This is a genomic window from Ruegeria sp. HKCCA5763, assembly GCF_013034545.1.
In the GTDB taxonomy this organism is placed as follows: domain Bacteria; phylum Pseudomonadota; class Alphaproteobacteria; order Rhodobacterales; family Rhodobacteraceae; genus Ruegeria.
This window is the reverse complement of record NZ_WQGF01000008.1, coordinates 231,215-254,559: the sequence shown is the minus strand read 5'-3', so window position 1 is coordinate 254,559 and position 23,345 is coordinate 231,215. Positions and strand designations below refer to the sequence as shown.

Here is a 23,345-nt window from a genome sequence, read left to right as displayed (position 1 = left end):
GCTCGTCAGGCTCATAACCTGAAGGTCAGAGGTTCAAATCCTCTCCCCGCAACCAAAATCCAAACAGCCCGGTCGATCTACAAAAAATCCACCGGATCAATTGCTTAACGATCAAACACCGTCAGCCTCGTAACCCGAAGCTCAGAGGTGCAAACCCTAATCACGTAAACAAATCTAGCGAATTGTCGTCGTTAAGAATGCCCGTCTCATCGACGGGCTTTGCTTTTTTTAACCATGGCGATCAAATTGCCCCGTATTTCCGGGACATAAACGCAGATAACTTCTCTGCAACAGAAGAAATGTAACGTTCAGCAGCAATCTGGGGTTCCTGCCAAATCGCTGACTTGATCGATCTGTGAGTGACTACCCGAGCCAACACTGGTCCTTTTGACCTATTGGACAGCGTGGGTCGAAGACGGGGTGTTTCATTTCCGTGAGGACCCAAACGAACGGGATGCTCGAATCCTTACAGCTTTGGATCTCTGGGCATGAAATGCCTAGAGCGTTACCTTCATATTTGTGAACCAACCTGCCAGCAGGCTTGGCGATCTCAAAATTGCAGATAGACTGAACAATGTAACGACGACAGGGAAGCGAATGAGGACCTGGTTATTTAGAATAATAGGCACAGTCGCATTTCTGGCATTCGCAGCAGTCGCTTTTGTTTGGCTGTTGCTTGCGGCTCCAATGTTCTCGGATATGCGGCGTGAACTTGTAGAACAGGTTCTTTCGGAACAAATCAACCGACCACTATTGGTCAACGACGATGTGCGCATCGCGGCGGGCCGCATTACCCACATTTATGTCGGCGGCGTGGTGATCCCAAGCCTTTCAATGGAAGATACCTCACTTGCAGAGTTAAATCGGCTGGAATTGGAGTTGGATATTGCCGCTTTGGCCAATGGGCGCCTTCACTTTGACAATCTGGTTGTAGATGGCCTGCAAGCAAATTTTCTAACTGCGGCTGATGGCACGACAAGCTGGCTCAAGGGCCATTCAGCACCAAATTCTGAACCCGAAAGCATCGCGGCAGAAGAAACTCTGGAAACGTCGATAGAGGTTCGCGAGTCCGATGACGAAGGCGCGGAAAACAAAGGCATCCTTACGTTTTTGAGCGACAAGAACGTGAGCTTTACGTCCATCGGATTGAACATAGATGACCAGGCTTCGGGGTTTGCCTTTGTTTTCGACCTCCAATCTCTTGCCCTGGAACAATTGTATGGCGGGCAGAACACAAGGGTTTCGGGGACGGGCTCTGTCAACGGTCAGGGTTTCGAAATCGAAGGCGACTACCCTCGCGGCGCGCCGTTTACGACGCACGCCAGTTTTGGGGAAATGACGGTAAGCTACGATGGTCAGCCATTGGCGGAAGACGAAGGTGGCGGTTATCGCGCGGTCTTGGAGATGGACACCGGTGAATTTGGCGATTTTCTCGAAGTCGTTGGGTTAGATCGTGTTCTGGAAGGCAACGGCCAGTTTCAGGCAGAGCTTGTGTCCCAGGATGCGCTCAAGATCGAAAGCTTTGTGACCACCATAAATCTTGAGGATGGACAGAAACTCGAAGCTGAGGGTTCGATAGATGACCTTTACACCGCTCAGGGCGTCGATCTGATCTTTGATGCCCGCCTTCACCCTGAGGGACAGCCGCCGAGCGCGGCAAAGAGCTTCCAGGACCTGAAGTTCTCGGGGTTTGAGATGCACGTGGTGGGATCTCTGGCGTCTTTCGAGTTCGAGAAACTACTGTTTAAAACCAACGCATTCGACCAGGGGCTGGACGTGATTGGGCCAGCATCCATCGAAAGCATACGTCGCATGCCCGACGGTCGCCTGGCCATGCTGGGCATTGCGCTACAAGCCGGACCGATCGAGGAGCCGGTCCTGAAAGCCGAAGGTGAAATCCTCGATCTGCTCCAACTTCAGGACGTAACTTTTGATGGTATGCTCGACGGGCCCGCTAAACTGATATTACCGAACCTAGATGAAGGCTTTGTCGACCAGTTCGGCGGCATCAAGGCCGATTTCAACATATCCAATGCGGGCGGGCCGGTTTCACTCAATAGGTTTAATGCTACCAACTATGGCACCGATCTCTGGGCGCTTGATCTCGCACTATCTGTCAACGAGCTAAAAGGGCTGGCCGGTCTCGATTTCGACGTGAAACTGGACGTCAACGACAGCGCCCAGTTTCTCACCGCACTCAACCTGCAACCCATCGAGATTGGCGCAATGGCTATCGATGCTGAAACCTCCAGGCAGGGTGAGGACTTTGATGCCGCAATCAAGTTCGAAGCCGGGTCTTCCGATCTTCTTGCGGCTTTGGATGCGCGGTTTCCCGAAGGTGCATCCGTCGTCCGTGGCAACATTACGAGCGAGAGGCTCGATCTCAACGACCTGAAGAACCTGACCGCCGTGCTGGACCAACTGAAAGGCCTGGTAGGCGAGGCCTCACAAGAACCTGAACCCGAAGTTCAGCCTCTGGTTTTGCCCAAGGAGACAGACGTTCAGCCCTTGGTGTTGCCAAAGGAGAAAGGGAAACCTGCCGATCTTTTGGATGTACAACGTGTACTGAAAGAGGCTGATGTTGAGGTGCAGATCGATTTCAAAGAGATTGTAGGCCAGCAAGGCGTAACATCTGTTTCAAGCCAATTGTCTGCCAAAGACGGAACCGTGGATTTCGGACCTCTTCAGATGGCTTATGGTGGCGGAAACTTCAGCCTGCGTGCGGTGATGGATCTGATTGACTCACCTGATTGGCTTTCGTTGTCAGGATCAACCTCGGGATGGGAATTCGGTGAAATCCTTGATGAACTGGGGATTGGTATTGATGCCTACGGGCGTTTGAGTGGTGAGTTCAACGTTTCTGGCAGCCCCGCCTCGGGCAAGGCCTTCGTCAACTCGATGCGCGGCAATGCGTCTTTGTCGATGTCGCAAGGTTACATTAGTACCAGTCTACTGGAGTTAGCCGGGCTGGGCATATTCCCGTGGCTGTTTTCAGAGGAGTTCAGACAAGGCTACACCGACATCACTTGTGTGGTAGCCCCGGTTGATATTCAGGCCGGGCGGGTCAGTTCAAACTCCATCGTCATTGAAACGGGATCGGTTCAATTGGTGGCCAGGGGACAAGTGGACTGGCTGAACGATAGCATAGCGATCAGAGCAGAGCCCCGTCGCGTTGGCAAACCGCTATCCCGAAGCGCGTGGCCCTTTGATGTGACTGGCCAGCTTTCGTCGCCAAAGTTCAAACTGGACGTGGGTGGGTCAAGGAACAAGGCCCCGGAAGGCGCTGATGCTATGCCTGTCGACAGGCAACCCTGTGTGCCGGACATCAATCAATTGCAATAGCAGGACGCGACCTAGTTCTTTAATGGTTCAGGCTGCTCGGCCTGACATGTCAGAACCGCCTCGATGGCTTTTGCAGACCCGCTGAGATCAAGCTCTATCTCGGTCCCGCTTTCGCCAATAATCGTGACGCTTTGACGCTTTCCGAATTCAGTTACAAACGCCGGGTTGTCGAAAAAGGCGTAGCCACCGGGCACACCATTCTTGAAGACACCCACCGCTTCGCCTTCGAATCTCGCATCACCAAAATCGAACTGTACGATCCCGGTCGCCCCGTCCTCGATTTGAACCCAGGCGGGATTGTAGGCCGCAAAGAACCCGCCAGCCTGATTGGGCGCTGCGCCAATTTCAACGGTCATGTCACCTTCAAACGGTTTCCACGCAAGGCAGCCGTTGCCCTTTTCGGGATCAATCAGGATTGTCCAATCGCCGGATTCACCCCACCGTTCCATACCAGCTGCTTGAATTAAGCTTGCATAACACAAAGCCAATGTTGTCAGCACATACCTGTACATTCTGAACCCCAAACAGTTTTGAAGGTTAATCCATCCTACCGATACGGGAAGATCAATCAAACGATATGGAAGAGTCTTCAGGAGACAAGCCAACGAACCGAAACCGTTGTGTTGTAAACACGCTCGTCCCCAATTGCCACGATGACATTCAATTTTGGCTCCGTGAACGTACAAGGTCAGGAGATGTTGGCCGACCACTATAGCGTCGCCATGCGGCTAGAACAGGACAGCGAAGCCAAGGTCACAGTCTTTCAATGCGCCAATCCGGAACCTTTCGTCTGCACCTACGACACCGAGCTTCTCAAAGACATATCGACCGAGGCGGTATCACGCGAAGACGCTCAGCTATTGGACCTTAAATTGGTTTGCGAGCGGATCAACAATGTGCCGATGGCCGCCATCGCAAAACCGGAAGAGTTCTTGATTAGCGCAGCGTATCTCAGCATGATCCTAAGATGTCGGCTGAAATAGACCAGTGGTTAAATGATCTCGACCTGAGTCAGTACGCAGATGTTTTTGCGGAAAACGATATTGATGCGCGTGTTTTACCACTACTGTCTGGCGACGATTTAAAAGAGCTCGGGGTGAGCCTTGGTCATCGCAAGATCATCCTCGCTGCAATCCACGAACGCGCCGATCAACAGCACGTAACCTCGTCATCACAAGCAGCTCGTGAACAAGCGCCAACCTCAGATAATGCGCAAAGTGATGATCTGCTTAAACGGAAGCATAGTGAACCGGTCACTGCAGAGAGGCGTCACGTAACGGTTTTGTTTGCCGATCTAGTCGGTTCGACGGAACTCACCAATCGGCTTGATCCCGAAGACATGCGGGGCTTGCTGCAGAACTACCAAGACGCCGTTGCCGGAGCCGTCAGTCGGTATGGCGGCTACGTTGCAAAATATCTGGGAGACGGTCTTCTTGTGTTTTTTGGCTGGCCGAGGGCTTACGAAGATCACGCAATTCGGGCGATAAAAGCCGGTCTGGAATCTGTTCGGCGCGTCGGGGAACTCAATACACCGGACGGAGAGCGCTTGTCGGTGAGGTTGGGTGTTGCAAGCGGCGATGTAGTGGTCGGCGACACCATCGGCGAAAATACATATGAAGAAGGGGCTATGACTGGCCCGGTCGTCAATCTTGCGGCGCGGATTCAGGAACATGCAGAGCCAAACTCGGTCGTATTGTCCGTGGAGGAAACCGAGACAGCCTTGCATCGGATATTTGAATTTCAACCCCTTGGGAAGACAGAGCTAAAAGGTTTTGCTGAACCACGTACTCTGTTGAAAGTGGTGTCTGAGCGCAGTGCGGAAAGCCGGTTTCGAGCTTCACATCGCGATGATGCCGCCAGCGCGATGATTGGCCGCGACTACGAAAAAGGGATACTACTGCAATCATGGCAACGTGCTCAGAATGGTCACGGAGAGGTTGTTCTGCTGTCTGGTGAACCCGGGATTGGAAAATCGCGACTTACAGAAGAATTTCTTGCTGACATCGCCGCAAGCGACCAAGCCGATGTCATAAGACTGAACTGTTCCCCTTATCTCAGCAGTAGCCCCTTTCATCCGGTTGCCCAACGAATTTCCCAGGACGCTGGGGTCGAACCGGGGTTCGACGACAATCTGATCCTTGAACATGTTCGGAATATGCTTGAAGGGCGGCGCGGGCTGGACTGGGAACAAGTTCTGCCTGTCTTTGCAGCGTTGGTCGCGCCTCGTAGTGCGCTCGCCCAAAAGGTGCTCGAGATGTCACCGCAGGAGCAGCGCGACATAACAATCCAAACTTTGATCCACACCGTGCAAGTGCGATCAAGCGTGCGCCCGGTTATTCTGTGCGTCGAAGATGCTCATTGGATCGATCCTTCCACCCAAGCCTTGTTGGAGCGGTTTAAATCGATCTGCACCGATCTTCCTCTGATGATCCTGATAACCCACAGGCCCGGGTGGGAACTGGCTCGAGACGACGGGGACACGCACGTTCAGTCCCTGGTATTGCGCCGGTTCGATTCTGCGCATGTCTCAAACCTTGTCGAAAACATTACTGGCAAGAAGCCGGACGATGCCCTGATTGCCACAATCATTGAAAAGACCGACGGTGTACCTTTGTTCGTGGAAGAGCTGACCCGAGCGATTGTCGAGGCGGGAGAGCACGGGCAAATCCACATACCGTCGTCTTTGAAAGGCGCGTTGATGGCGCGTCTCGACGCGGTTTCACCTGAGGCAAAACAAGTCGCACTTACAGGTTCTGTAATTGGCCGAGAATTTGAGCCGAGCATATTGAATGCGGCGATGCGCATTGCGGATTCTGATATCAACAAATGCCTCGAAGAGCTTTCTCGAACCGGCATAATCTTCGAAAGCGGTCACAATCGTGGGCATTTTGTATTCCGTCATGCCCTTATTCGCGATACCGCCTATCAGTCCATGCTGAGCTCGACCCGAAAACAGCAACATGCAGACGTGGCGCGTGCGTTGATACGAACACGGTCCGCTGAGATCGAGCGACGCCCCGAACTGGTCGCCCGCCACCTTTCAGAAGCTGAGGATTGGGGGGCTGCGTTCGAAAAATGGCAGATTGCGACAGAAATGGCATTGGCGCGATCTGCCAGCCAGGAAGCGATGACCAACGCTAAGGAAACTCTACGAGCTGCTGAAAATCTAGGCTCAGACTCTGATTCAGAATTGATCAAAAGCAAGATTCTGGTTGGTCGCAGCCATGACAGCCTGGGCCAATTGCCCGAAGGTATAGCGGTTCTGAAGGACGCTTCCAGCGCAGCCCGTGCCTTGCATAACGTAGAGCTGGCCGCTGACGCGGCCAACCACTTCGCTGACTCATGTATGATGTCCAGCGAAAGGCACGGTGAGGCAATTGATCTCTGCGATAGTGCACTGAGTGACTTGCCCGATGATGATGAAGTCCGCCGGTGTAGATTGATGAGCCAACTTGCGCGCGCCCACATGTTCGTCGGTCAGTTCTCCGAAGGTGCGCGTTTCGGCCAGCAGTCGATGGAACTGGCCGCAAAACTGGGTGATTATAAATCCCAGTTCTCGGTAATGATGATGCATTTCGGGGCCCCATTCGTTGCGCGGAAGGGAAGAGAAGCCCACCATTGGCGCGAAAATCTGGAGGCTATGCACGGTGTGGCCGAGCATCTTGGTAGCATCGATCAAGGGCGGGATCGCACTCTGAGCTTGTTTGTAGGCGCCGAGATGGCCGACCGAGAGTTGATGGACCATTCTTTGGGTTTGCTTACAGAGATTTCGGAAAAGGACAATCATCTGCAGCTCTATTGGGTTCAGAAACACGCACGCGCGATGGTTGCAATTATGGACGGCGATTTTGAGCAAGCTGAAAAACACGCCACCGAAGCGGTAAAAATTGGCCGAAAGACCCATGGGGAACATGTTGAGGGCGTCTTTGGAGTTCAGATGTTCACCATTCGCCGCGAGCAAAACCGACTGCACGAGGTTGCGCCTGTGATTAAGCAACTGATGACAGACAGCCCCGAAGACATTTCATGGAAGCCCGGTTTTGGTCTTATCGCTGCCGAGCTTGGATACAAGGAACCGGCCGAACGAATACTGAATGAAATGGCTGCCAATGGCTTCGATCTTCCACCAGACGCCATGTATTCAACGACTTTGTCCTATCTGGCCGACATATGTGTCGCCATTCAGCATCAAGAACACGCCAAGACGCTCTATAAAATGCTTGCTCCTTACGAAGAACTGACGATCACCGCTGGGGCCACGACAGTATGCACTGGCGCAGCTGCGCGACGCCTCGGAAGTCTGGGTACGGTTCTGAAGGACTGGGATGTGGCTGAGACGATGTTCCAGAAGGCAATAGAAATTGACACGCGCATGAAATGCCCTCCTTGGGTCGCGCACAGCAAGACGGCATATGCTACTGCACTAAGACAACGCGGCCGCCCGGCTGATGTGGAACAGGCGTTTCAACTGGAAGGGGAAGCGTTGGCAATTTCACAGAAATTGAGTATGGTTTCCCTAAGGTCAAAGCTCGAAGGAGTAGCGAGTTAAGGTAAAAAATCTGGTCTGGGGGACTTCATGCCAAGGTACATAATTGAAAGAAATTTTGCCGAGCAACTAAACGTTACAGACGATGACAAAATTCACATCAAAGAGATCAATGACGAAGTCGGCGTCGAGTGGATTTTTTCGTTTCTCAGTGCAGATAAGCGCAAAACCTACTGCTTGTATGAAGCCCCGGATGAGGAAAGCCTGAGAAAGGCGGCCGAACGCCTGAACATTCCCGCCGACGTGATAACACCTGTGGATCGCATCGACCCGGGAATTTTTGCCTGACCTGCAACATTATTTTCCCAATTCAGTGAAACGCCTTCGCGGGACCACGCGACGGAAAAAAATCGACTGAGGCAGCGCTGCAAGAAGCCCGACCTGACAATAGGGAGGCTTACGCATGTTTGATCTGAAAACACTCGACGGTGGTACGGCAACAGTGGAGCAAGACGCGTTGGGCGCTCTTGATGCAGCGCTTCGTGGCGGGGTTTATCAGAAGGGCTCCCCTGAATATGAGGATGCAAGAACAACGTGGAACAGCATGTTCGAACGTTACCCAGGCTTCGTAATCCGCGCGCTGGGGGCCAGTGACGTGCAGAAGGCCGTGAACTTTGTTCGGGACGCCGGCCTCGTTATGTCTGTTCGCTCTGGTGGACATCAGATTGCTGGTCACGCTGTTGCAGATGAAACTGTAATGCTCGATCTGTCCCAGATGCGGTCCGTGCACGTCGACCCCGTCACCAAGACTGCTCGGGTTGCGCCTGGAGCGCTGCTAGGAGACGTAGATCGCGAAACTCAGGCACATGCACTTGCCGTTCCCGTTGGCATCAATTCGACTACGGGTATCGCAGGCCTCACGCTTGGCGGCGGCTTTGGATGGACCACTCGGAAATTTGGCATGACGATCGATAACCTGCTCTCAGCGGAGGTCGTGACTGCGGACGGTGCCATTGTAACCGCCTCGCCCGCAAGCCACCCTGAACTTTTCTGGGCCATCCGCGGCGGGGGTGGGAACTTCGGTGTTGTGACCTCATTCGAGTTCCAGCTGCATGAACTCGGACCCGATGTTTTGTCTGGCCTCATTGTTCATCCGATAGAAAATGCGTCAGAGCTCCTCGCAGAATTTGCTAAGATTGCTGACACTTCCCCGGATGAGCTGACCGTCTGGAGCGTGATGCGAAAAGCGCCCCCTCTACCGTTCTTGCCAGCTGAGTGGCATGGGCGAGAGGTGCTGATCTTTGCAGCCTGCTACAGCGGACCGATGGACGAAGGTGAAAAAGCCATGACGGCATTGCGCGCGCTTGGTGAACCTATTGTCGATGTGATCTCGCCCCATAAGTTCGTAGATTGGCAGGCCGCCTTCGACCCGTTGTTGACACCAGGTGCCAGGAATTACTGGAAAAGCCACGATTTCGATGCACTTTCTTCGGACGCAATCTCAGGACTTCTGAAAGCGATTTCCAGTCTTCCAGACCCGGCGTGTGAAGTCTTTATTGCCCATGTGGGTGGCGCAATGGCACGTGTTCAGGCCGGTTCGACCGCCTATCCCCAAAGATCCGCCCATTTCATCATGAATGTTCACACGCGTTGGGAAGACCCCGGCAAGGATGCCGAATGTATTGATTGGGCGCGAGAGCTTTACGACCAGATGCAACCGCACGCGAGCGGAAGTGCATATGTCAACTTCATGCCCGAAGACGAAGCGGACCACATGGCCGGAGCATATGGTGAAAACGGTGAGAAGCTTTCCAAGATCAAGGGTAACTATGACCCCGACAACTTGTTCAGGGTCAACCACAATATCTTGCCTACGTGATGGAATTCAGAACTACTTAAACTGATCCAGATTGATGTTGGGCATCTTGCCTTACTGCCTGCGGCTTTTCTTGTTGCTTAATTGTCAATCCAAGTGGGTTCTCCAGCCGGTGATCGCACCGGTGGTGATGCACATGCATCGTCGCAGTTTCAGTAAGCAAAGCTAAGAAACTCAACATGTGGATGTGTCAGACTTGGTACGGAGCGGTCGGTCAGTCCGATTTGTGTGAACGACTACTGTGGGGCAAGAATGTCGACACATTGGGTCAAGGTGTTGAACAGCCGGGAGCATCGCAAATCTGGCGATGGCTGCTATCGGGAGCAGAACCAAATTTGGTCAGCTTCATCGCCGCAAGGCCGTTGCGAGCCCACAAGGGGCGCCAGTCTTGACCCTTGGTCCATTTTTTCGCCAATGTCGACGAAGTTGTATTTTTGGGGGAGCTTCTGCATGACTCTGTTTTATCCAATAATCCTGCTGTTGCTGTCTTTTCTGGTCGGCACTACCGCCTCAGCTCAGGACAAGCCGAATATCGTTTTCATATTTCTTGATAACTTCGGTTGGGGTGAACCGGGATTTAACGGTGGCGGCATAATCCGTGGAACGGCCACTCCTGAAATGGACGCGCTGGCCGCTGAGGGATTGAGGCTTACAAACTTCAATGTTGAAAGTCAGTGCACTCCCTCTCGCGCAGCAACCATGACGGGGCGCTATGGCATCAGAAGCGGTAACCATACAGTCCCTCTGGGCGGCGGTGTCTACGGTCTGACTCAATGAGAGATCACTATGGCCGAGATGCTCAAGGACGCAGGACATAACACGGCCATGTATGGAAAATGGCACCTCGGCTGGACTGAAGGGCGCTATCCCACGAACCAGGGTTTCGATGTGTTTTACGGTGTTGAGACTACTGATGTAACCGTTTGGCGCTCGCTCCCGGGCTTTGCCGACGCAAACATGTAAGAACCTGTTGTCATGCAGGGTGTTGCGGGCAAACCTGCGACTGTGGCGCGGGACTACGACCTGGACTATCGCGGCGAGATAGACGGTGACCTGACAAAGAAGGCTATCCGTTTCATCGAAGACAAGAGCAAGGAAGAGGCGCCGTTTTTCGTTTATCTTGCCTACACTCAAACACACTATCCAAATATCGTGTCCAAAGAGTTTGACGGAGCCACTGGGAAAGGCGTTTGGGCGGACATATTGCGGCAGACAGACACCTACATCGGTCGGATAGTCGATGCGCTTGAAAGTGCGGGCATTTCGGACAACACGGTGGTGATCTTTACTGCTGACAACGGCCCTGAAGCTCTGCCGGTTGGAAACGCCAACGTGTCACCGGTCCCGGCGGTGCATGGTACGGCCGGGCCATGGCGGGGCACTCTCTTCACCAGCCTTGAAGGCAGCATGCGCGTGCCATTCGCGATTAAGTGGCCGGGAAAGATTCCCGCAGGTTCAGAAAGCAACGATATCGTCCACTCGATGGACCTCTACCCAACACTTGCAGCGTTTGCAGGTGGCAAGGTGCCTGAAGACAGAGCCTTTGATGGCATCGATCAATCCGGGTTCTTTCTGGGTGCCCAGCTTTGCTCGGTGGGCTCAATGGATCCACGCAACACCTCAACTTGTGACCAAGAATGGAGTGTTTGGAAGGGTTTTAGCACTCGCAGTGCTCGTCGTTTACAGGCTATGAGTCCCGAACCTAAATCAGACCACCAATAGCCCCAAAATAACATGGCGACGGACACTAACTGCACTGATTGCCAGACTTGAAATTGGCCAGTATTTCGCCGTTCTGGAAATTTTGATCGTCTATTTCCCGATCAGGATAGCGTGTTCCCGTTCTATTACCTCTTCCCAATTGCCTTGTTCTTTCAGGCCAGTCGAAGAGTCACCCATTAGTGATGTAACCATAAGCCGTCCGCGTGATTTCGCGTCTTCAACTGAAAACCCGGCTTGTTCAAACATCCATGCGGCGAATCGGAAGCGTTTGCCGATGGTTCTTTGATACGTTGCTTTCACTTTTTGATCAGTGTTCGCCCAGACTGAAACGGCGTGATCAGGCACGGCTGCATTTTCTTCAATGACCTTCTTCATGAGTAGGAGAATGCGGTCTTCAGGTGAGCCTTCAAACGCTTTTGCTTTTTCGATCACATTGTCCGTCAACTCTTGCTCCCAATATCTGAGCACTTCGTCCAGAAGCTCCCGGACATTTTTGAAATGCCAGTAGAAGCTGCCGCTGGTCAGGTTAAGTCGCTTTGCCATAGGCACGATCTTTATGGCGGAGACTCCGCCCTCGTTGAGCAACTTGTATGCCAGCAAAATCCAATCTTCTTTGGTTGCAGCGTTTCTAGGTGACGCTCGGGTAACAGTTTCGGACATTCAGATTTTAGCATTCTTTGTTTGACATAGAGCAGTCTATGGGAGTACCGTAGATAAGTCTATGGTGAACCAGGAGTTCACGACATCGTGTTCTCCGAAGCGCCTAGCAAAGTAGGGGGGATCAATGAATAGCATCACAAAATCCGCAACCTATACGTTTCTCGCGTTAAGTCTCATTTTGGCTGGCTCCGCTTTGGCGCAAAACGCATTGCCGACCGGTCGAAGCGCCTCTGAAATCGAAAACGGTGTCTATCCCGCATCGTACTTCCCAAACACCGAAGTCCTTGCTGAGGATGAGATGCGTATCACGGCATTGGGGACCGGGATGCCAAACCAAACCAAGGCGGCCGTTTCGATTTCGTTTTATGTCGAACTTGGGAACGGCGAAGTTTTTCTGTTTGATGTTGGAACTGGTGCCACCGGAAACTTATTCTCGCTGCGACCGGATTTTGCCAAGATCGATAAGGTTTTCTTCAGCCATTTGCATGTCGACCATGTTGGAGACTTCATGGGTTTGCATGTTGGGGGGTGGCTGTCGGGAAGATACACTCCGCTCCGCATCTTCGGCCCGTCCGGATCAGAAGATGAACTGGGCACCAAAGCCTATGTTGAGGGCATGTCAAAAGCCTATGCTTGGGATCTGGCCACACGTACGGGAGCGCTGCCGGATGATGGCGCCAAGCTTGAAGTCACTGAATTCGATTACATGCAGGAAAACGAGATCGTTTATCAGGAGAACGACGTCACGATCCGTTCCTGGCCTGCGATCCACAGCTTAGATGGCTCGGTGAGTTATTCTTTGGAATGGAATGGACTGAAATACGTCTTCGGCGGAGATACTTACCCGAACAAATGGTATGTCGAATATGCCAAAGGAGCGGACATCGCTTCGCACGAGGCGTTTCTTCCACCTGATGCTTTGGCCCCGTATTTTGGCTGGGACATGAAACAGGCGACCTACGTCGCAACGCGCATTCATACCGAACCCGCGGCGTTTGGCAAAGTTATGTCCGCGGTCGAACCGCGCATGGCGCTGGGCTATCACTCTGTTCTTTCGCCCGAAAACTATCAGGCGATTCTGGAAGGCGTCCGTTCGACGTACGATGGACCACTCACGCTCGCACGGGATCTTCAGGTGATCAACGTGACCAAAGACCAGATCGTTGTTCGGGAAGCGAGTGTTGACGACTATGTGCTACCACCATCTGTGAGCGACGAGTACATCAATGCCCCGCGTTCAAAAGAAAAAGAACCGTCAGACAAAGTCAAAGCGGGCAAATGGGAGGGTTACACGCCACCGCCAATGCCGGATCAATAACAAGGTAGGCGATGCGGTCTTGCCCGGCTGTATGTGAAACTGGGAAATCTTATAAAGCCACGGGTTGCGCCGGGTTCAAGTTGCGCGGGTGCTATTGTCGCCAAGGCTTGTGAAACCAGCCCAGAGACTGCGGAGCCTATGTCAATTTTCAGTCATTGCGGTATGTCGTCGGTCCAAATCGGTTTGCTCGGAAGGGCACTAAGGTAGGATCGCGCGTAGAACTGTGGGCATTGTTGAATTTCGAGGATGAATAACATTCAAGTTTGGCGGTATCTGAATCGACAACTGCTGGTGCTCGGCTTTTTTGCCGCTAGCATGCAGACTGTTTTGGCAGACGTAGTTCTATTCAACGGGTCCGAGGTCGCACCCAACATCGCCATCTTTCATGTCGCAGAGGATGGCGTTTATTTGGATCTTGAAATCTACGTCGACGATGTCTCGCTTTTTGCAGGTTTGTTACCCCAGCGATGGGCGCCAGATCCTGGGGGAAATGGGCGTCGTCTGAAGCAAAGTTCTGAACACGATGAAAGCCTGGGTCTGTCAGTTATTATAGGTGATGGGCCGGCGCTTTCGCCTGAGATCAGAAAAGTGGAATACAGAAAGCGTATAGACCGTGCCTCGCCGCTTGCGGGTCAGCGTGATCCGTTCTCTGGCCAAATTGTTCCCAGTCCGCCAGCCGATCCACGCGTCTTGTTCGTCAACGTGTTCTACCCGTTTCTGTCCCCAAACCCCAAAACGCTGACTATTCTGCCACCGTCGCGGGAAGGTGAACCGCTTGCGACCATCGGTATGCAGGTCTTTGATCGGGACGTTCCGGTCACGGATTTCAAGTTCCTTTCAAAACCGGCAGAATTGAAAATTCACTGGGCTGATCCTTGGTATTCCCGGTTCTCCGCTAAAAACCTGAATCGAAAAAACCAGGATGGGACATCGACCTTTCTATATATTGAGCCGCGGGAAGTTCGGCATGAAACCCTGATCCGATTGCACGAATTGGCACCTTGGATTGATGAAACAGTCGGGGTGGGCGATAAGCTTTCGCCACAACACGGCGCAAAGATTACAAAAAGGGCCGCAAAACTTTTGTCGTCGCGTAATGCGGTGTCCATCGATGGAAAACCCGCTCAGCCGGCAATAGCAACGGCAGAGCTTTTGACGCTAACGTCAAAGGGTTTTCAGGTTGTCGAACCCGGAAAGGAAGTGTCCTCGAACAATGCATTTGTTGGAGCGATCCTATCTTTTCCTTTGGCGGACCTTCCTGAACACGTGACGGTCACATGGGACATGTTTGATGAAAAGATTTCCCGTGTTGCAACGATTTCCAACGACGTTGCCGGACCATTTTTCGGGGCGGTGACCCCTGTGGACCCGAAATTCCACTGGCAAAACCACCTACTGAAATATAAAAGAAAATCGGTCTCGCAAATACCCGTAGTACGGCCAGAAGAGTCAAGGCCCGGGCTAGCTTGGGCTACAGGGATCATTAGCGCCGTATCGCTGCTTTTGGTGCTGGCAGGCACAGGAAAAGTCCTAAAACGCGTCAGTCTTGCAGTCTTGATTTTCGCTGTCCCGGCAACCGTCTATTTCTCTGGATCTTTTACGGCATTGGCCTGGCGGAACGCGTCGCCTCCCGATCCGCAGACTGCGGCAGGCATTTTGCGTTCGATGATCGAGAATTTGAACACAGTGAATTTGGAAACGACGCCGACCGCGAGAAAGGCAGAACTGACGCCAATTGTAACTGCGGCGTCTTTGGACGACATCGCAGCAGAGATTGAACGGGGCCTCACGATCCGCACGCCGGGGGGCAGCCTCGCCGCAGCAACTGATATTGGCAGTCCAGAATTGGAGCGTCTCGATCCGATCTCTGAACCGGGCGGCTTTCAGACGTTGGTTAAATGGTCGGTGCAGGCAGAAGGGGGCCATTGGGGGCACGCCCACATACGTGCTGTAACGTTTCGGGCGCTGATCGAGATCGTGCCGGAAGCCGGTCAATGGAAACTGAATGGACTAACTGTAATCGAGGCTCGCGATCCAAATGCGTAAGTGTCTAAGACAAAAACACTGTGCTTTAGGCATCTTGGTTGTCACCTTGCTTTTGTCTCTGGCTCTATCTGCCTCGGCGCATTTTCTACTGAACCTCAACGTTCGAATTTCGCATATCGAGCATACCGAGGACGGCTTGCGAATCTACATGCGTACGCCCATGCCCTATTTGGTTGCGGATAAGCTTGGCAACACCGACGGCGATGCCCTGCCGGAAGCTGCACCATTTACGACAAATGCCATGCGTGATGGTCTATTGGTCCACTTTGTCGACTTGCAGGCTTTTATGAACGATCCCAAAGGATTGGGGCAATTGGCCGAGGACGGCTTGCATCTGTCGATCGATCATCAGCGTCTCAGGGGAATGGTTGAGGCAATTCGCTTGCATCGGGTAGGAAATGAGCCCGGATTTGCGACTTTGGACGAAGCTCAAAGAGCCGTTGAATTTGAAACAGACCTTGCGCCACCGCTCTACGTCGGTGACACGATTGTCGATCTTGTCCTGAACTACAAGAGTGACCGCCCAGTCCAATCATACAGCATTGCCAATGTGCTGGACCCCGGCCTGCCGGGTCAGGATCAAACGGCCAACCTCATTCTCGACTACGCATCTGAAACACCACAGATTTTCCGCTCTCGGGGCCTGATGATCGAGCCTTTGGAGATCAAGCAAGCAGGGTACGGAGGTTTTCTGAGTTTTGTCTGGGAAGGTATCCGTCATATCCTGGAAGGGTTGGATCATGTTCTGTTTGTTGTGTGTCTGGTCATCGGCGCTCAGACACTCAGAGCGTTATTGTTGCGCGCAACCGGATTTACTGTCGGGCATAGCATCACGTTGTCTCTTGGCTTTTTCGGGTTTGTACCATCAGGCGCGTGGTTTGTTCCCGCCGTCGAAACCGGAATCGCGATTTCAATCGTTATTGCGGCCGCCGCTGCGTTCATGAGCAACGCGAAGTCTGAGGCCAAAATGGTCCTGCTGACCTCGCTTATTGGTCTGTTGCACGGGCTGGGTTTCAGCTTTGTGCTGCACAAGATTTTGCAAGTTACATCACCAGACATCTGGCAGAGCCTGCTTGCTTTCAATCTTGGCGTTGAGATTGGCCAGGTCGCCATCATTCTAGCGTTATGGCCCGCGCTAGTAATTTGCCACCGCATGAATGCCAGTTTGTGGATGTCGACACGTGTGGGCTTGGCAGTGGGATGCGCAGCCATCGCCTGCTATTGGACCGTCCAGCGAATTGCCGAGGTATATTCTGCGATAACCTGAATTCTATGCGATGATCCGTGCAGTGCTGATTGGCTGACGCAAAAAAGCGAGCGTTTAGCTGCGCCCCTGCACAGACCGAAATGGCGGGATACATTTGTGGTGGATGGCGGAGACGAAGTCCGCCAACATCTTTTTCGTTCAGAATTTTATTTATAATTTACCTATACTTAAAGGAATATTGCAATGGGGCTTCACGAAATATGTGCAGCAAAATGTGCAGCAATTTGAATGGGCCTTCGTAGAAATCAAAGCGTCGAACTGAGAGACGCAAGCTCGAGACAATCAGTGCTCAAAGCGACGTGTAGTATGCCTTCAACGTCTTCGCGATAGATTGACGCCGCAGCTTCAAAAATTCCTGGTAGTCCGCAAATTCGCCCGTCAGAAGTCCAAGCGGAACTGCGTTCTCCGTGAAGTTCTCTTCAAGATCCGCGTAGACTACGATCCCTCCGTATTTTGCGGTTCCTGAACTGCATTGTTTCCGCAAATCTGAAACATACTCACTAGGAGGCGCATTTCCGATGGCAATGTTGATCTCTTGCTGTGTGTAGACCAAGTTGGCGACTTGATTGTATTGAGACTGCGTAAGGCCAAGCGTCTTTTTCAGGTGATCCTTGGGGAAGATGTGGTGAACATCGCCTCTGTGCTCCAACATACTCCGCACTGTGATTTCTTTTGACAGAAAGCCTCTAGCATTGGACTTCACCTGAGACGCAAGAAATGTCCTGAAAGCCGGATGTTTGCTATTTGACGTTGTAAGCGCTTGCACCAAACCAACTTCCCAAAAGGCATCCGAGAGCACCGCTTTCTCGATACTTTCGAGATATTCCCCCATTCCCATCTCAGAAATCTGTCGAATGTCCTGGTCAAAGCGGGTTTCCATCGATCCCGAATATCTGGCGGTCAAGAGTGAGAGCGCGAACCACTTCCTGACAAATCGTTCTATCAACTCGGAGGCGATGCCATCTTTCCGCAGGCGCAGGAAGAGAATGTAGGCAAAGTTCAATGGCGCCTGGTTGAAGCTGAACGCGACCACGCTTGGTGCAACCAAAAAGAACACTGGCAGCTCAAAGTGTCCGAAGCCGCCCGCGCCGACATTGTTGCAACCGCACTAAAAGGCATCTCTGTTCGGCCAAAGGAGGCTGCGTGAATTCAGACTGGTGATTGCCCAATCCACATTTGGGTGACCCACTGACTGGCCCAAACCGAGAGTTCAACGCACGGCTCAGGTCTTCGAGTTTTGTCTAATCAGCAAGCTCATAACCTTTTGATAATACCAAGACTTCAAAAATGGCGATGAACCCAAGTTCATCGTGCGCTCCCGCTGTGCCCAAGCATCGGCGGGAGCGAAGTTGTCCCTGATCGTTTCACGAAGCTTCGTCGAAATGCAGGTGCCACGGCAGATCACATTCCCTTGCTCACGAATGCAGATGCTCCCCAGCATCTAACACCACCCGAGGCAGACCACGTCGCGACACCATTGGTAATTCGGAAGCTCGCCAAGAACACCCGCAAGAAGCGATGAAGATAACACAACCACCAAAGGTAAGGCCTTCGGCAGATTAGATAATTTTCGTGCTTCTTTTTTGCTTCATGAGAGAGGCTTGCAACAAAGATACGCAAGCGCACATTCGAAAAGACTTGTCATTTCGGAGCGCCATGCATACTTCAATCTCCCCAAGGGAGAAAATCGTGCCTTCAAACAACTCGAAATCCAAGCGCACTCTGCCGCTACCTGAGAAACGCATACACGCCTGAACTTATCGCGTGTTCGCAGCCGTTCGGCTGCGATGTTTCCAGATTTCGAGTATTGAAAGGGCATCTCCATGCAGCCCCAAGTCTATACATCTTTCTTCTACCCGCGTTTGAATGGGTGGTTCCAGCCAGCCTACGAGAGCCTGATTAAAGCCGCCAACCGAAAGTCCGGGTGGGATGCCTTTGATGAGGATGCACCGGCTGAGGATTCGATGCCAAAGCAGTACGCGAGGGACTATTGCGCCGTTGCCTCATTGATCCGTGTTTGCGCGGCATGGAAGGACACACGCGATCAGATTGCAGGCCAGTTGCGTCGCCCATTTTCGCTGACAGTTGTTGAAACCGGTGAAAGTGAATGGGTGGAAGCCACAGGAGACGCGTTTAGCGATGGTTTGATCCCCGCGATCTGTAGCAACAACCCTGATGCAACCAAGCCAAAAATCGTGTGCTACAAGTCGCGCTGGCGCAAGACCACGCCAGCAAAGACTGCAAGCGATTTCAATGAAGCGCTGGCTCTGGCCGCGAAGGAACCAGCGTCGTTGATTGTAATCGTGCCAAGTATCGAAGTGTTGCCGGACGCCTTTTGCAAGAAATCCGCTAAGATCATTTCCCTGAGCCCATTGTCACGGAGCATGATCTTGATGCTCTATGCCATGATGCACGGCCGCCAATGTACAGCTTTGATGACAAAGGCGCTTAATCAGATGCCATCCCATGATGCTTTGGCTCAGATCTCAGCTAATGAAATTATGTTGGCTCTTCGGACGCCCAAGCTGATGGCATTTGTCCTGCAACTGAATAAGTTGACGACGCGCACAAAAGCCAACCCAGAAGCCATGGATGACGTCAAAGGCCTGGGGGCCGCGCGGGCGCCGTTGAAGCGTCTCGTGGATGACATCCAAGCATACTCTGACGGTCACCTGAGTTGGGCAGATATCCCTAACAACCTTCTACTCGATGGGCCTCCGGGTGTCGGGAAGACCTTTGTCGCGCAGAAATTGGCAGAAGCGACAGGGGCGCATTTTGTTGGCGCAAGCTATGCTGCTTGGCAAGCGGAGGGCCACGCAAAAGCTTTCCGTAAGTGTAAATCCAGATCTCTATGCTGCTTGGAACGCAATCCGAGAGGACAAAGAGCAAGCGGTTGTGCGAGCCGTCGAGCTGTCTCTGATCGCATATTTGGAAAAGCACGGACAAACGTTCGATCTGTAAGACCAGCCCTAAAAAGCCCGGCTCCCTGCCTTCGTTATGTGGGGAGTCGTGCCGTTTTCTGGGTCTCTTATTTTTCCCGTGGCCCCCTCTTATTTTTGGTGCTGACCTCTTATTTTTCCAAAAGATTAGGAAACCGATTTTGAGCGGCGTGGAATTGGTGGAATTATTGACTTTATTGTTTTTTATCAAATATTTATATGTTGACTCGGTCGCACTTACGCGATAGAAAATGCGCATTCAAAACGGGAGGGAACAACATGTTCCATTTCATCAAAGAGGCTTACCACCAGTTGCACATTGCAGCTGTCATCATTCATGTTTCGCTGGTTATCGGCGAAGTCTATGATTTGATCCCACACGCGTGACCAGGAGCAAATCATGGAATTTTTGGTCTATCAGATAAGTGAAAGAGCCCTGTTCTGAGCGCCGGTATCATGAGCCTGCGTTGCGGCTCACATTGCAGCTCTTGAAAGCGCCGCCTTCAGAATGGGCGGCTTTTTTGTTTTCAGCAGTGTCAGATGAAGATACTTGGCGTTCTCGTCATCTCGGCACATCCAGGCCGCCGCCGCATACATTTCCTCGAGAACCTTCAGATAGCCAAATAAGTGGGGATCAGTGTCCTTTCTTCGATGCCGGAGGACATCCAGTTTGCCACGGTTGCTCTTGCCGATCTCTGCACCTATTTGGCTGATTTCCAGCCATAGCGCACCTTCGGATTTCGAGTACGTCTCGATTTGTCCTAGAAGAAGAAATCGGCCTTCAGAAATCTTGCCGACGGCGCTCCAAACCGGTTGGCCGGGCTCGCTGAGAATGATGTCTCTGTACAATCTGAAGCTAATTTTTCCAGGCATTTGGCGCCCCCTTGCACAGGTAAGTGTGCGAGCAGATGCAATGGGCAAGTTGGGGGGCTATTTCGGTAGATTGGGCGGATTCCGGTCATTAGCTGCGTCTGCGAGGTGGTACGGGTTTCTCATCTTAAGCAGACATCCAAAATGTGCAAAAGTCCGAGGCAACTCAGCACTGCCGAAAGTTGGGTTCGAGCCCAGACCTGCCACCAAAAGTCGAAGGCATGCTGCACTTGCGTTCGGCAGGTCCAGCCCAAAGCCGTCATTGCCCGAAGGCGCTTTGACCGGCAAAAAACCTTCGCTAGGAATTTGGCCAAATTCGAAATCTGTGAATAGCCGACGTTGTTGTCGGTATCTCTTGCGCGAATCCTATGAGCTGGAGGTTCGTTTTCATGGAACTTGGCTTCTCGGAAAGATAGTTTCACCAGCTAAAACTTGCACCGAATGTTTATGGCGTTTCTACTGCGGCGGAACACCAGATCAACGTGCGGCGTTACATGACCTCTGACAACTTGAACAGGACTCTCATCTCGAATTGGTTCTTTGCTCTGGGGACCATGGCTTTTTTGATCTGTTTCTTGTGGTTTGGGCGCGATTTTCTGATTCCGTTGGCGATCACAGGGCTTCTGTTCATTCTTTCTTCTGCGCTCGTGGACAGGATCCAGCGCACAAACCTGCTTGGGTGGTCTCCTCCAGGCTGGCTGGCCCAACTCCTCAGCATCATCGTGATAGTGGGGGCGCTGCTGGTCCTTGGGCTGATCGTCTCCTCCTCGGTGGACGACGTACAAGACGCACTGCCCAGGTATCAGGAACGGTTGATGAGCCTGACGGAGAAACTAGAAGGGTTTCTGGGTCCCAAATTCGTTGAAGCTGGTCGCCAGGCAGCTGAAGACATCGAGATAGGGTCTTGGTTAGGAACGGCTGTGGGGCAGTTTGGAGGCGCAATGTCGACAATCGGTCTCGTCGCGCTGTACCTTGCTTTTCTGATCGGCGAACGTCTGGCTTGGGTCGACAAATTGCCGAGGCTGGTTGCGACTGAAGAAGGAACCCGTCGCGCCCGGAAAGTCCTGCACAAAATTTCAGTTGGCGTGAAACAGTACATGTGGGTCAATGCTGTCACCAGCGCCATGAGCGGCGGAGTTGCCTTTGTCATTTTTTCATGGGTCGGCCTTGATTTCGCACCGCTTCTGGCACTGACCGTATTCGTTGCGGGGTTCATCCCTAATATCGGCGCATTTATTGGGATCGCGCTTCCATCTCTTGTAGCCTTGATACAGTTCGATAGCCTTACGCCTTTCCTGATCGTACTATTTGGATACGGCGCTGCTGATCAATTCATTGCCAACGTGATACAACCTACGATGCAGGGCAAGTCCCTCAACCTCAGCACATTCATGGTAATGGTTTCGCTGACGTTCTGGGCAACGATTTGGGGCGGTGTGGGAGCATTTCTGGCAATACCGATGATGGTTGTGACCATGGTCATCTGTTCGGAAATCCCGGCCACCCGTTGGATCGCTGTTCTGTTGTCCAGCGACGGTCAATTGCAAGATGGAAAAGAGTCCGTCGAACTAGACGAACAGACCGAATACGCGAGTGTCCGTCGGTCGCCTCTCTCAACGAAACAAAAGCTAGAGGAAGAGGCTAAGCAGTTGCGGGCCGAGTTCGAAAACAGAGACGGTTAGGTTCATAACTTCAAACGCCATTACTGCCAAACTCAATACAAAGTGCATAATCTCAAAGCCGCTTGAGCATAGACAACAGCCTTAGTTCACCCGATGGGTGTGCGAGGGCAAGTGTCCGAAAAGTTGTTTGTATTGATTGCTGAAATGTCCGAGATGCAGGAATCCATGTTCGGCGGCGACACGCTTGATCTTGGTTTCCATCGGGTCTGAGTTTTTGAGGACTCTGTAGACTTGGTTCAGCCGAACGCGACGCAGCCAAGTTGCGGGCGAAATCCCGGCTACATCCTGGAAAGCGTAGTGTAACGAGCGAAGGCTGATCCCCAAATTTGTACAAATGTCAATCAGCCCGAGGACCTCTGGAAAATCAGCTAGGGCAAGGTCTGTTGCTTTTTGAACGATAATGCCCTGTTTCGACGGCGGAGAAGGAACCAAGAATTCGTTGAAGGATTCTAACAATGTCCACAAGAACTGTTTTTTGAATTGGTCTACTTGAGCAGCATACACGGCATGGTCTTTTGGGGAACAGGATTTAGTTTTTTGCAGAAGGCTTAGGCCCCCGCGTTTGATCCTATCGGCCTTCGCCTGATTCAATACAAGGTTTCCATGGAGTCGGTGAGATAAGTCAATTCCCCCGGAAAGCGCGATCAAAATCGCCTGAACCTCTTCCATGGGGAATGATAATACTAAGCTGTCCCAAGTGTCGTCGGAAACGAGTTGAGCCTCTAGATAAGGCGACTGCATTACAACTGAGGTTTGCTCAACACTGCTGCCGAGCCAATTCACAGAGTTCGTAGACCCCAGCGGCAGTGCAAAGCCATACCCACCCGGAATGCCAACACCTCTGTACCTCATTTTGCGCCCCCACTTCTCGCGCATCACCTGAGTGGTGCCAACTTCCGTCAGTTCCATGCTCCCGAAAAACTGTCCCGGTGATAGCTGAGTGTACTCCTGGTCCCACGCCGATGCAGCCTCTTGCAGGTCCTCGAAATCGGTCGTTTCGTAGGTCGAGTGCTGCATGAAAGGCAGAGTCTTCAATGGTCTCGCTCCTTTTCTCAACTATTTCGAAACCGAAATAAATTTGCATAAGAGAATACTCGAAAGGGTGAATTTCTGAAGCCCGATTGCACTTTTGGGATA

The 23,345-nt window shown here is 52.3% G+C and carries 15 protein-coding genes and 1 pseudogene; 11 read left to right on the top strand and 5 right to left on the bottom strand.

Annotated features, from left to right (window positions below):
- The first annotated feature begins 597 nt into the window (after nucleotides 1–597).
- Nucleotides 598–3,342 (top strand): AsmA family protein, encoded by a 2,745-nt coding sequence (locus tag GOV89_RS15315; protein WP_171238522.1) that lies wholly within the window; start codon nucleotides 598–600, stop codon nucleotides 3,340–3,342.
- Between the two features lie 11 nt (nucleotides 3,343–3,353).
- On the opposite strand, the gene GOV89_RS15310 is transcribed toward GOV89_RS15315, so the two are convergent.
- Nucleotides 3,354–3,854: a hypothetical protein gene (locus GOV89_RS15310; protein ID WP_171178917.1), complete on the bottom strand. Its 501-nt coding sequence runs from the start codon at nucleotides 3,852–3,854 to the stop codon at nucleotides 3,354–3,356.
- Nucleotides 3,855–3,995: 141 nt separating this feature from the next.
- Between GOV89_RS15310 and GOV89_RS15305 the strand changes: the two genes are divergently transcribed.
- The 5 genes and pseudogenes from GOV89_RS15305 to GOV89_RS22885 all read left to right on the top strand — a co-directional run bounded on the left by GOV89_RS15305 (nucleotide 3,996) and on the right by GOV89_RS22885 (nucleotide 11,426).
- Nucleotides 3,996–4,325, top strand: a complete 330-nt coding sequence (locus tag GOV89_RS15305) for a hypothetical protein (protein WP_216599114.1) — start codon at nucleotides 3,996–3,998, stop codon at nucleotides 4,323–4,325.
- Nucleotides 4,310–7,891 (top strand): adenylate/guanylate cyclase domain-containing protein, encoded by a 3,582-nt coding sequence (locus GOV89_RS15300; RefSeq protein WP_171238521.1) that lies wholly within the window; start codon nucleotides 4,310–4,312, stop codon nucleotides 7,889–7,891. Before GOV89_RS15305 ends, GOV89_RS15300 begins: the two co-directional genes overlap by 16 nt.
- Before the next feature lie 27 nt (nucleotides 7,892–7,918).
- Nucleotides 7,919–8,176, top strand: a complete 258-nt coding sequence (locus GOV89_RS15295) for a DUF4242 domain-containing protein (protein WP_171092613.1) — start codon at nucleotides 7,919–7,921, stop codon at nucleotides 8,174–8,176.
- A 115-nt stretch (nucleotides 8,177–8,291) separates the two neighbouring features.
- Nucleotides 8,292–9,707 carry an FAD-binding oxidoreductase gene (locus GOV89_RS15290; protein ID WP_171238520.1) on the top strand — a complete coding sequence of 472 codons (1,416 nt, stop codon included), beginning with the start codon at nucleotides 8,292–8,294 and terminating at the stop codon, nucleotides 9,705–9,707.
- A 249-nt stretch (nucleotides 9,708–9,956) separates the two neighbouring features.
- Nucleotides 9,957–11,426, top strand: a pseudogene (locus GOV89_RS22885) (sulfatase-like hydrolase/transferase).
- Between the two features lie 90 nt (nucleotides 11,427–11,516).
- Here the strand turns inward: GOV89_RS22885 and GOV89_RS15270 are convergent.
- The gene (locus GOV89_RS15270) at nucleotides 11,517–12,086 is read right to left on the bottom strand and encodes a TetR/AcrR family transcriptional regulator (RefSeq protein ID WP_171178925.1); all 570 of its coding nucleotides are present in this window, start codon (nucleotides 12,084–12,086) and stop codon (nucleotides 11,517–11,519) included.
- A gap of 124 nt (nucleotides 12,087–12,210) precedes the next feature.
- Between GOV89_RS15270 and gntH the strand changes: the two genes are divergently transcribed.
- The 3 genes from gntH (at nucleotide 12,211) to GOV89_RS15255 (ending at nucleotide 16,717) form a co-directional block, all read left to right on the top strand.
- Nucleotides 12,211–13,404, top strand: coding sequence for a guanitoxin biosynthesis MBL fold metallo-hydrolase GntH (gene gntH, locus GOV89_RS15265; RefSeq protein WP_171178928.1), 1,194 nt, complete (start codon nucleotides 12,211–12,213; stop codon nucleotides 13,402–13,404).
- An 852-nt stretch (nucleotides 13,405–14,256) separates the two neighbouring features.
- Nucleotides 14,257–15,450 (top strand): hypothetical protein, encoded by a 1,194-nt coding sequence (locus GOV89_RS15260; protein ID WP_171238516.1) that lies wholly within the window; start codon nucleotides 14,257–14,259, stop codon nucleotides 15,448–15,450.
- A gap of 46 nt (nucleotides 15,451–15,496) precedes the next feature.
- Nucleotides 15,497–16,717, top strand: a complete 1,221-nt coding sequence (locus GOV89_RS15255) for a HupE/UreJ family protein (protein WP_171238515.1) — start codon at nucleotides 15,497–15,499, stop codon at nucleotides 16,715–16,717.
- 289 nt (nucleotides 16,718–17,006) lie between these two features.
- Here the strand turns inward: GOV89_RS15255 and GOV89_RS15250 are convergent, their stop codons facing one another.
- Nucleotides 17,007–17,774 (bottom strand): hypothetical protein, encoded by a 768-nt coding sequence (locus GOV89_RS15250; RefSeq protein WP_170563858.1) that lies wholly within the window; start codon nucleotides 17,772–17,774, stop codon nucleotides 17,007–17,009.
- A gap of 766 nt (nucleotides 17,775–18,540) precedes the next feature.
- Between GOV89_RS15250 and GOV89_RS15245 the strand changes: the two genes are divergently transcribed.
- On the top strand, nucleotides 18,541–19,821 hold the full coding sequence (locus GOV89_RS15245) for an AAA family ATPase (RefSeq protein ID WP_171238514.1): 1,281 nt from the start codon (nucleotides 18,541–18,543) through the stop codon (nucleotides 19,819–19,821).
- A 309-nt stretch (nucleotides 19,822–20,130) separates the two neighbouring features.
- Here the strand turns inward: GOV89_RS15245 and GOV89_RS15240 are convergent, their stop codons facing one another.
- Entirely contained in the window at nucleotides 20,131–20,529 is a 399-nt protein-coding gene (locus GOV89_RS15240; RefSeq protein ID WP_170469306.1) for a hypothetical protein, read from the bottom strand.
- 491 nt (nucleotides 20,530–21,020) lie between these two features.
- Here GOV89_RS15240 and GOV89_RS15235 point away from each other — a divergent pair, with 491 nt between their 5' ends.
- Nucleotides 21,021–22,208, top strand: a complete 1,188-nt coding sequence (locus GOV89_RS15235) for an AI-2E family transporter (protein WP_170486471.1) — start codon at nucleotides 21,021–21,023, stop codon at nucleotides 22,206–22,208.
- Between the two features lie 81 nt (nucleotides 22,209–22,289).
- On the opposite strand, the gene GOV89_RS15230 is transcribed toward GOV89_RS15235, so the two are convergent.
- A complete protein-coding gene (locus GOV89_RS15230) occupies nucleotides 22,290–23,243 on the bottom strand; it encodes a helix-turn-helix domain-containing protein (RefSeq protein ID WP_170486472.1) in 954 nt (317 codons plus the stop codon).
- Nucleotides 23,244–23,345 lie beyond the last annotated feature (102 nt).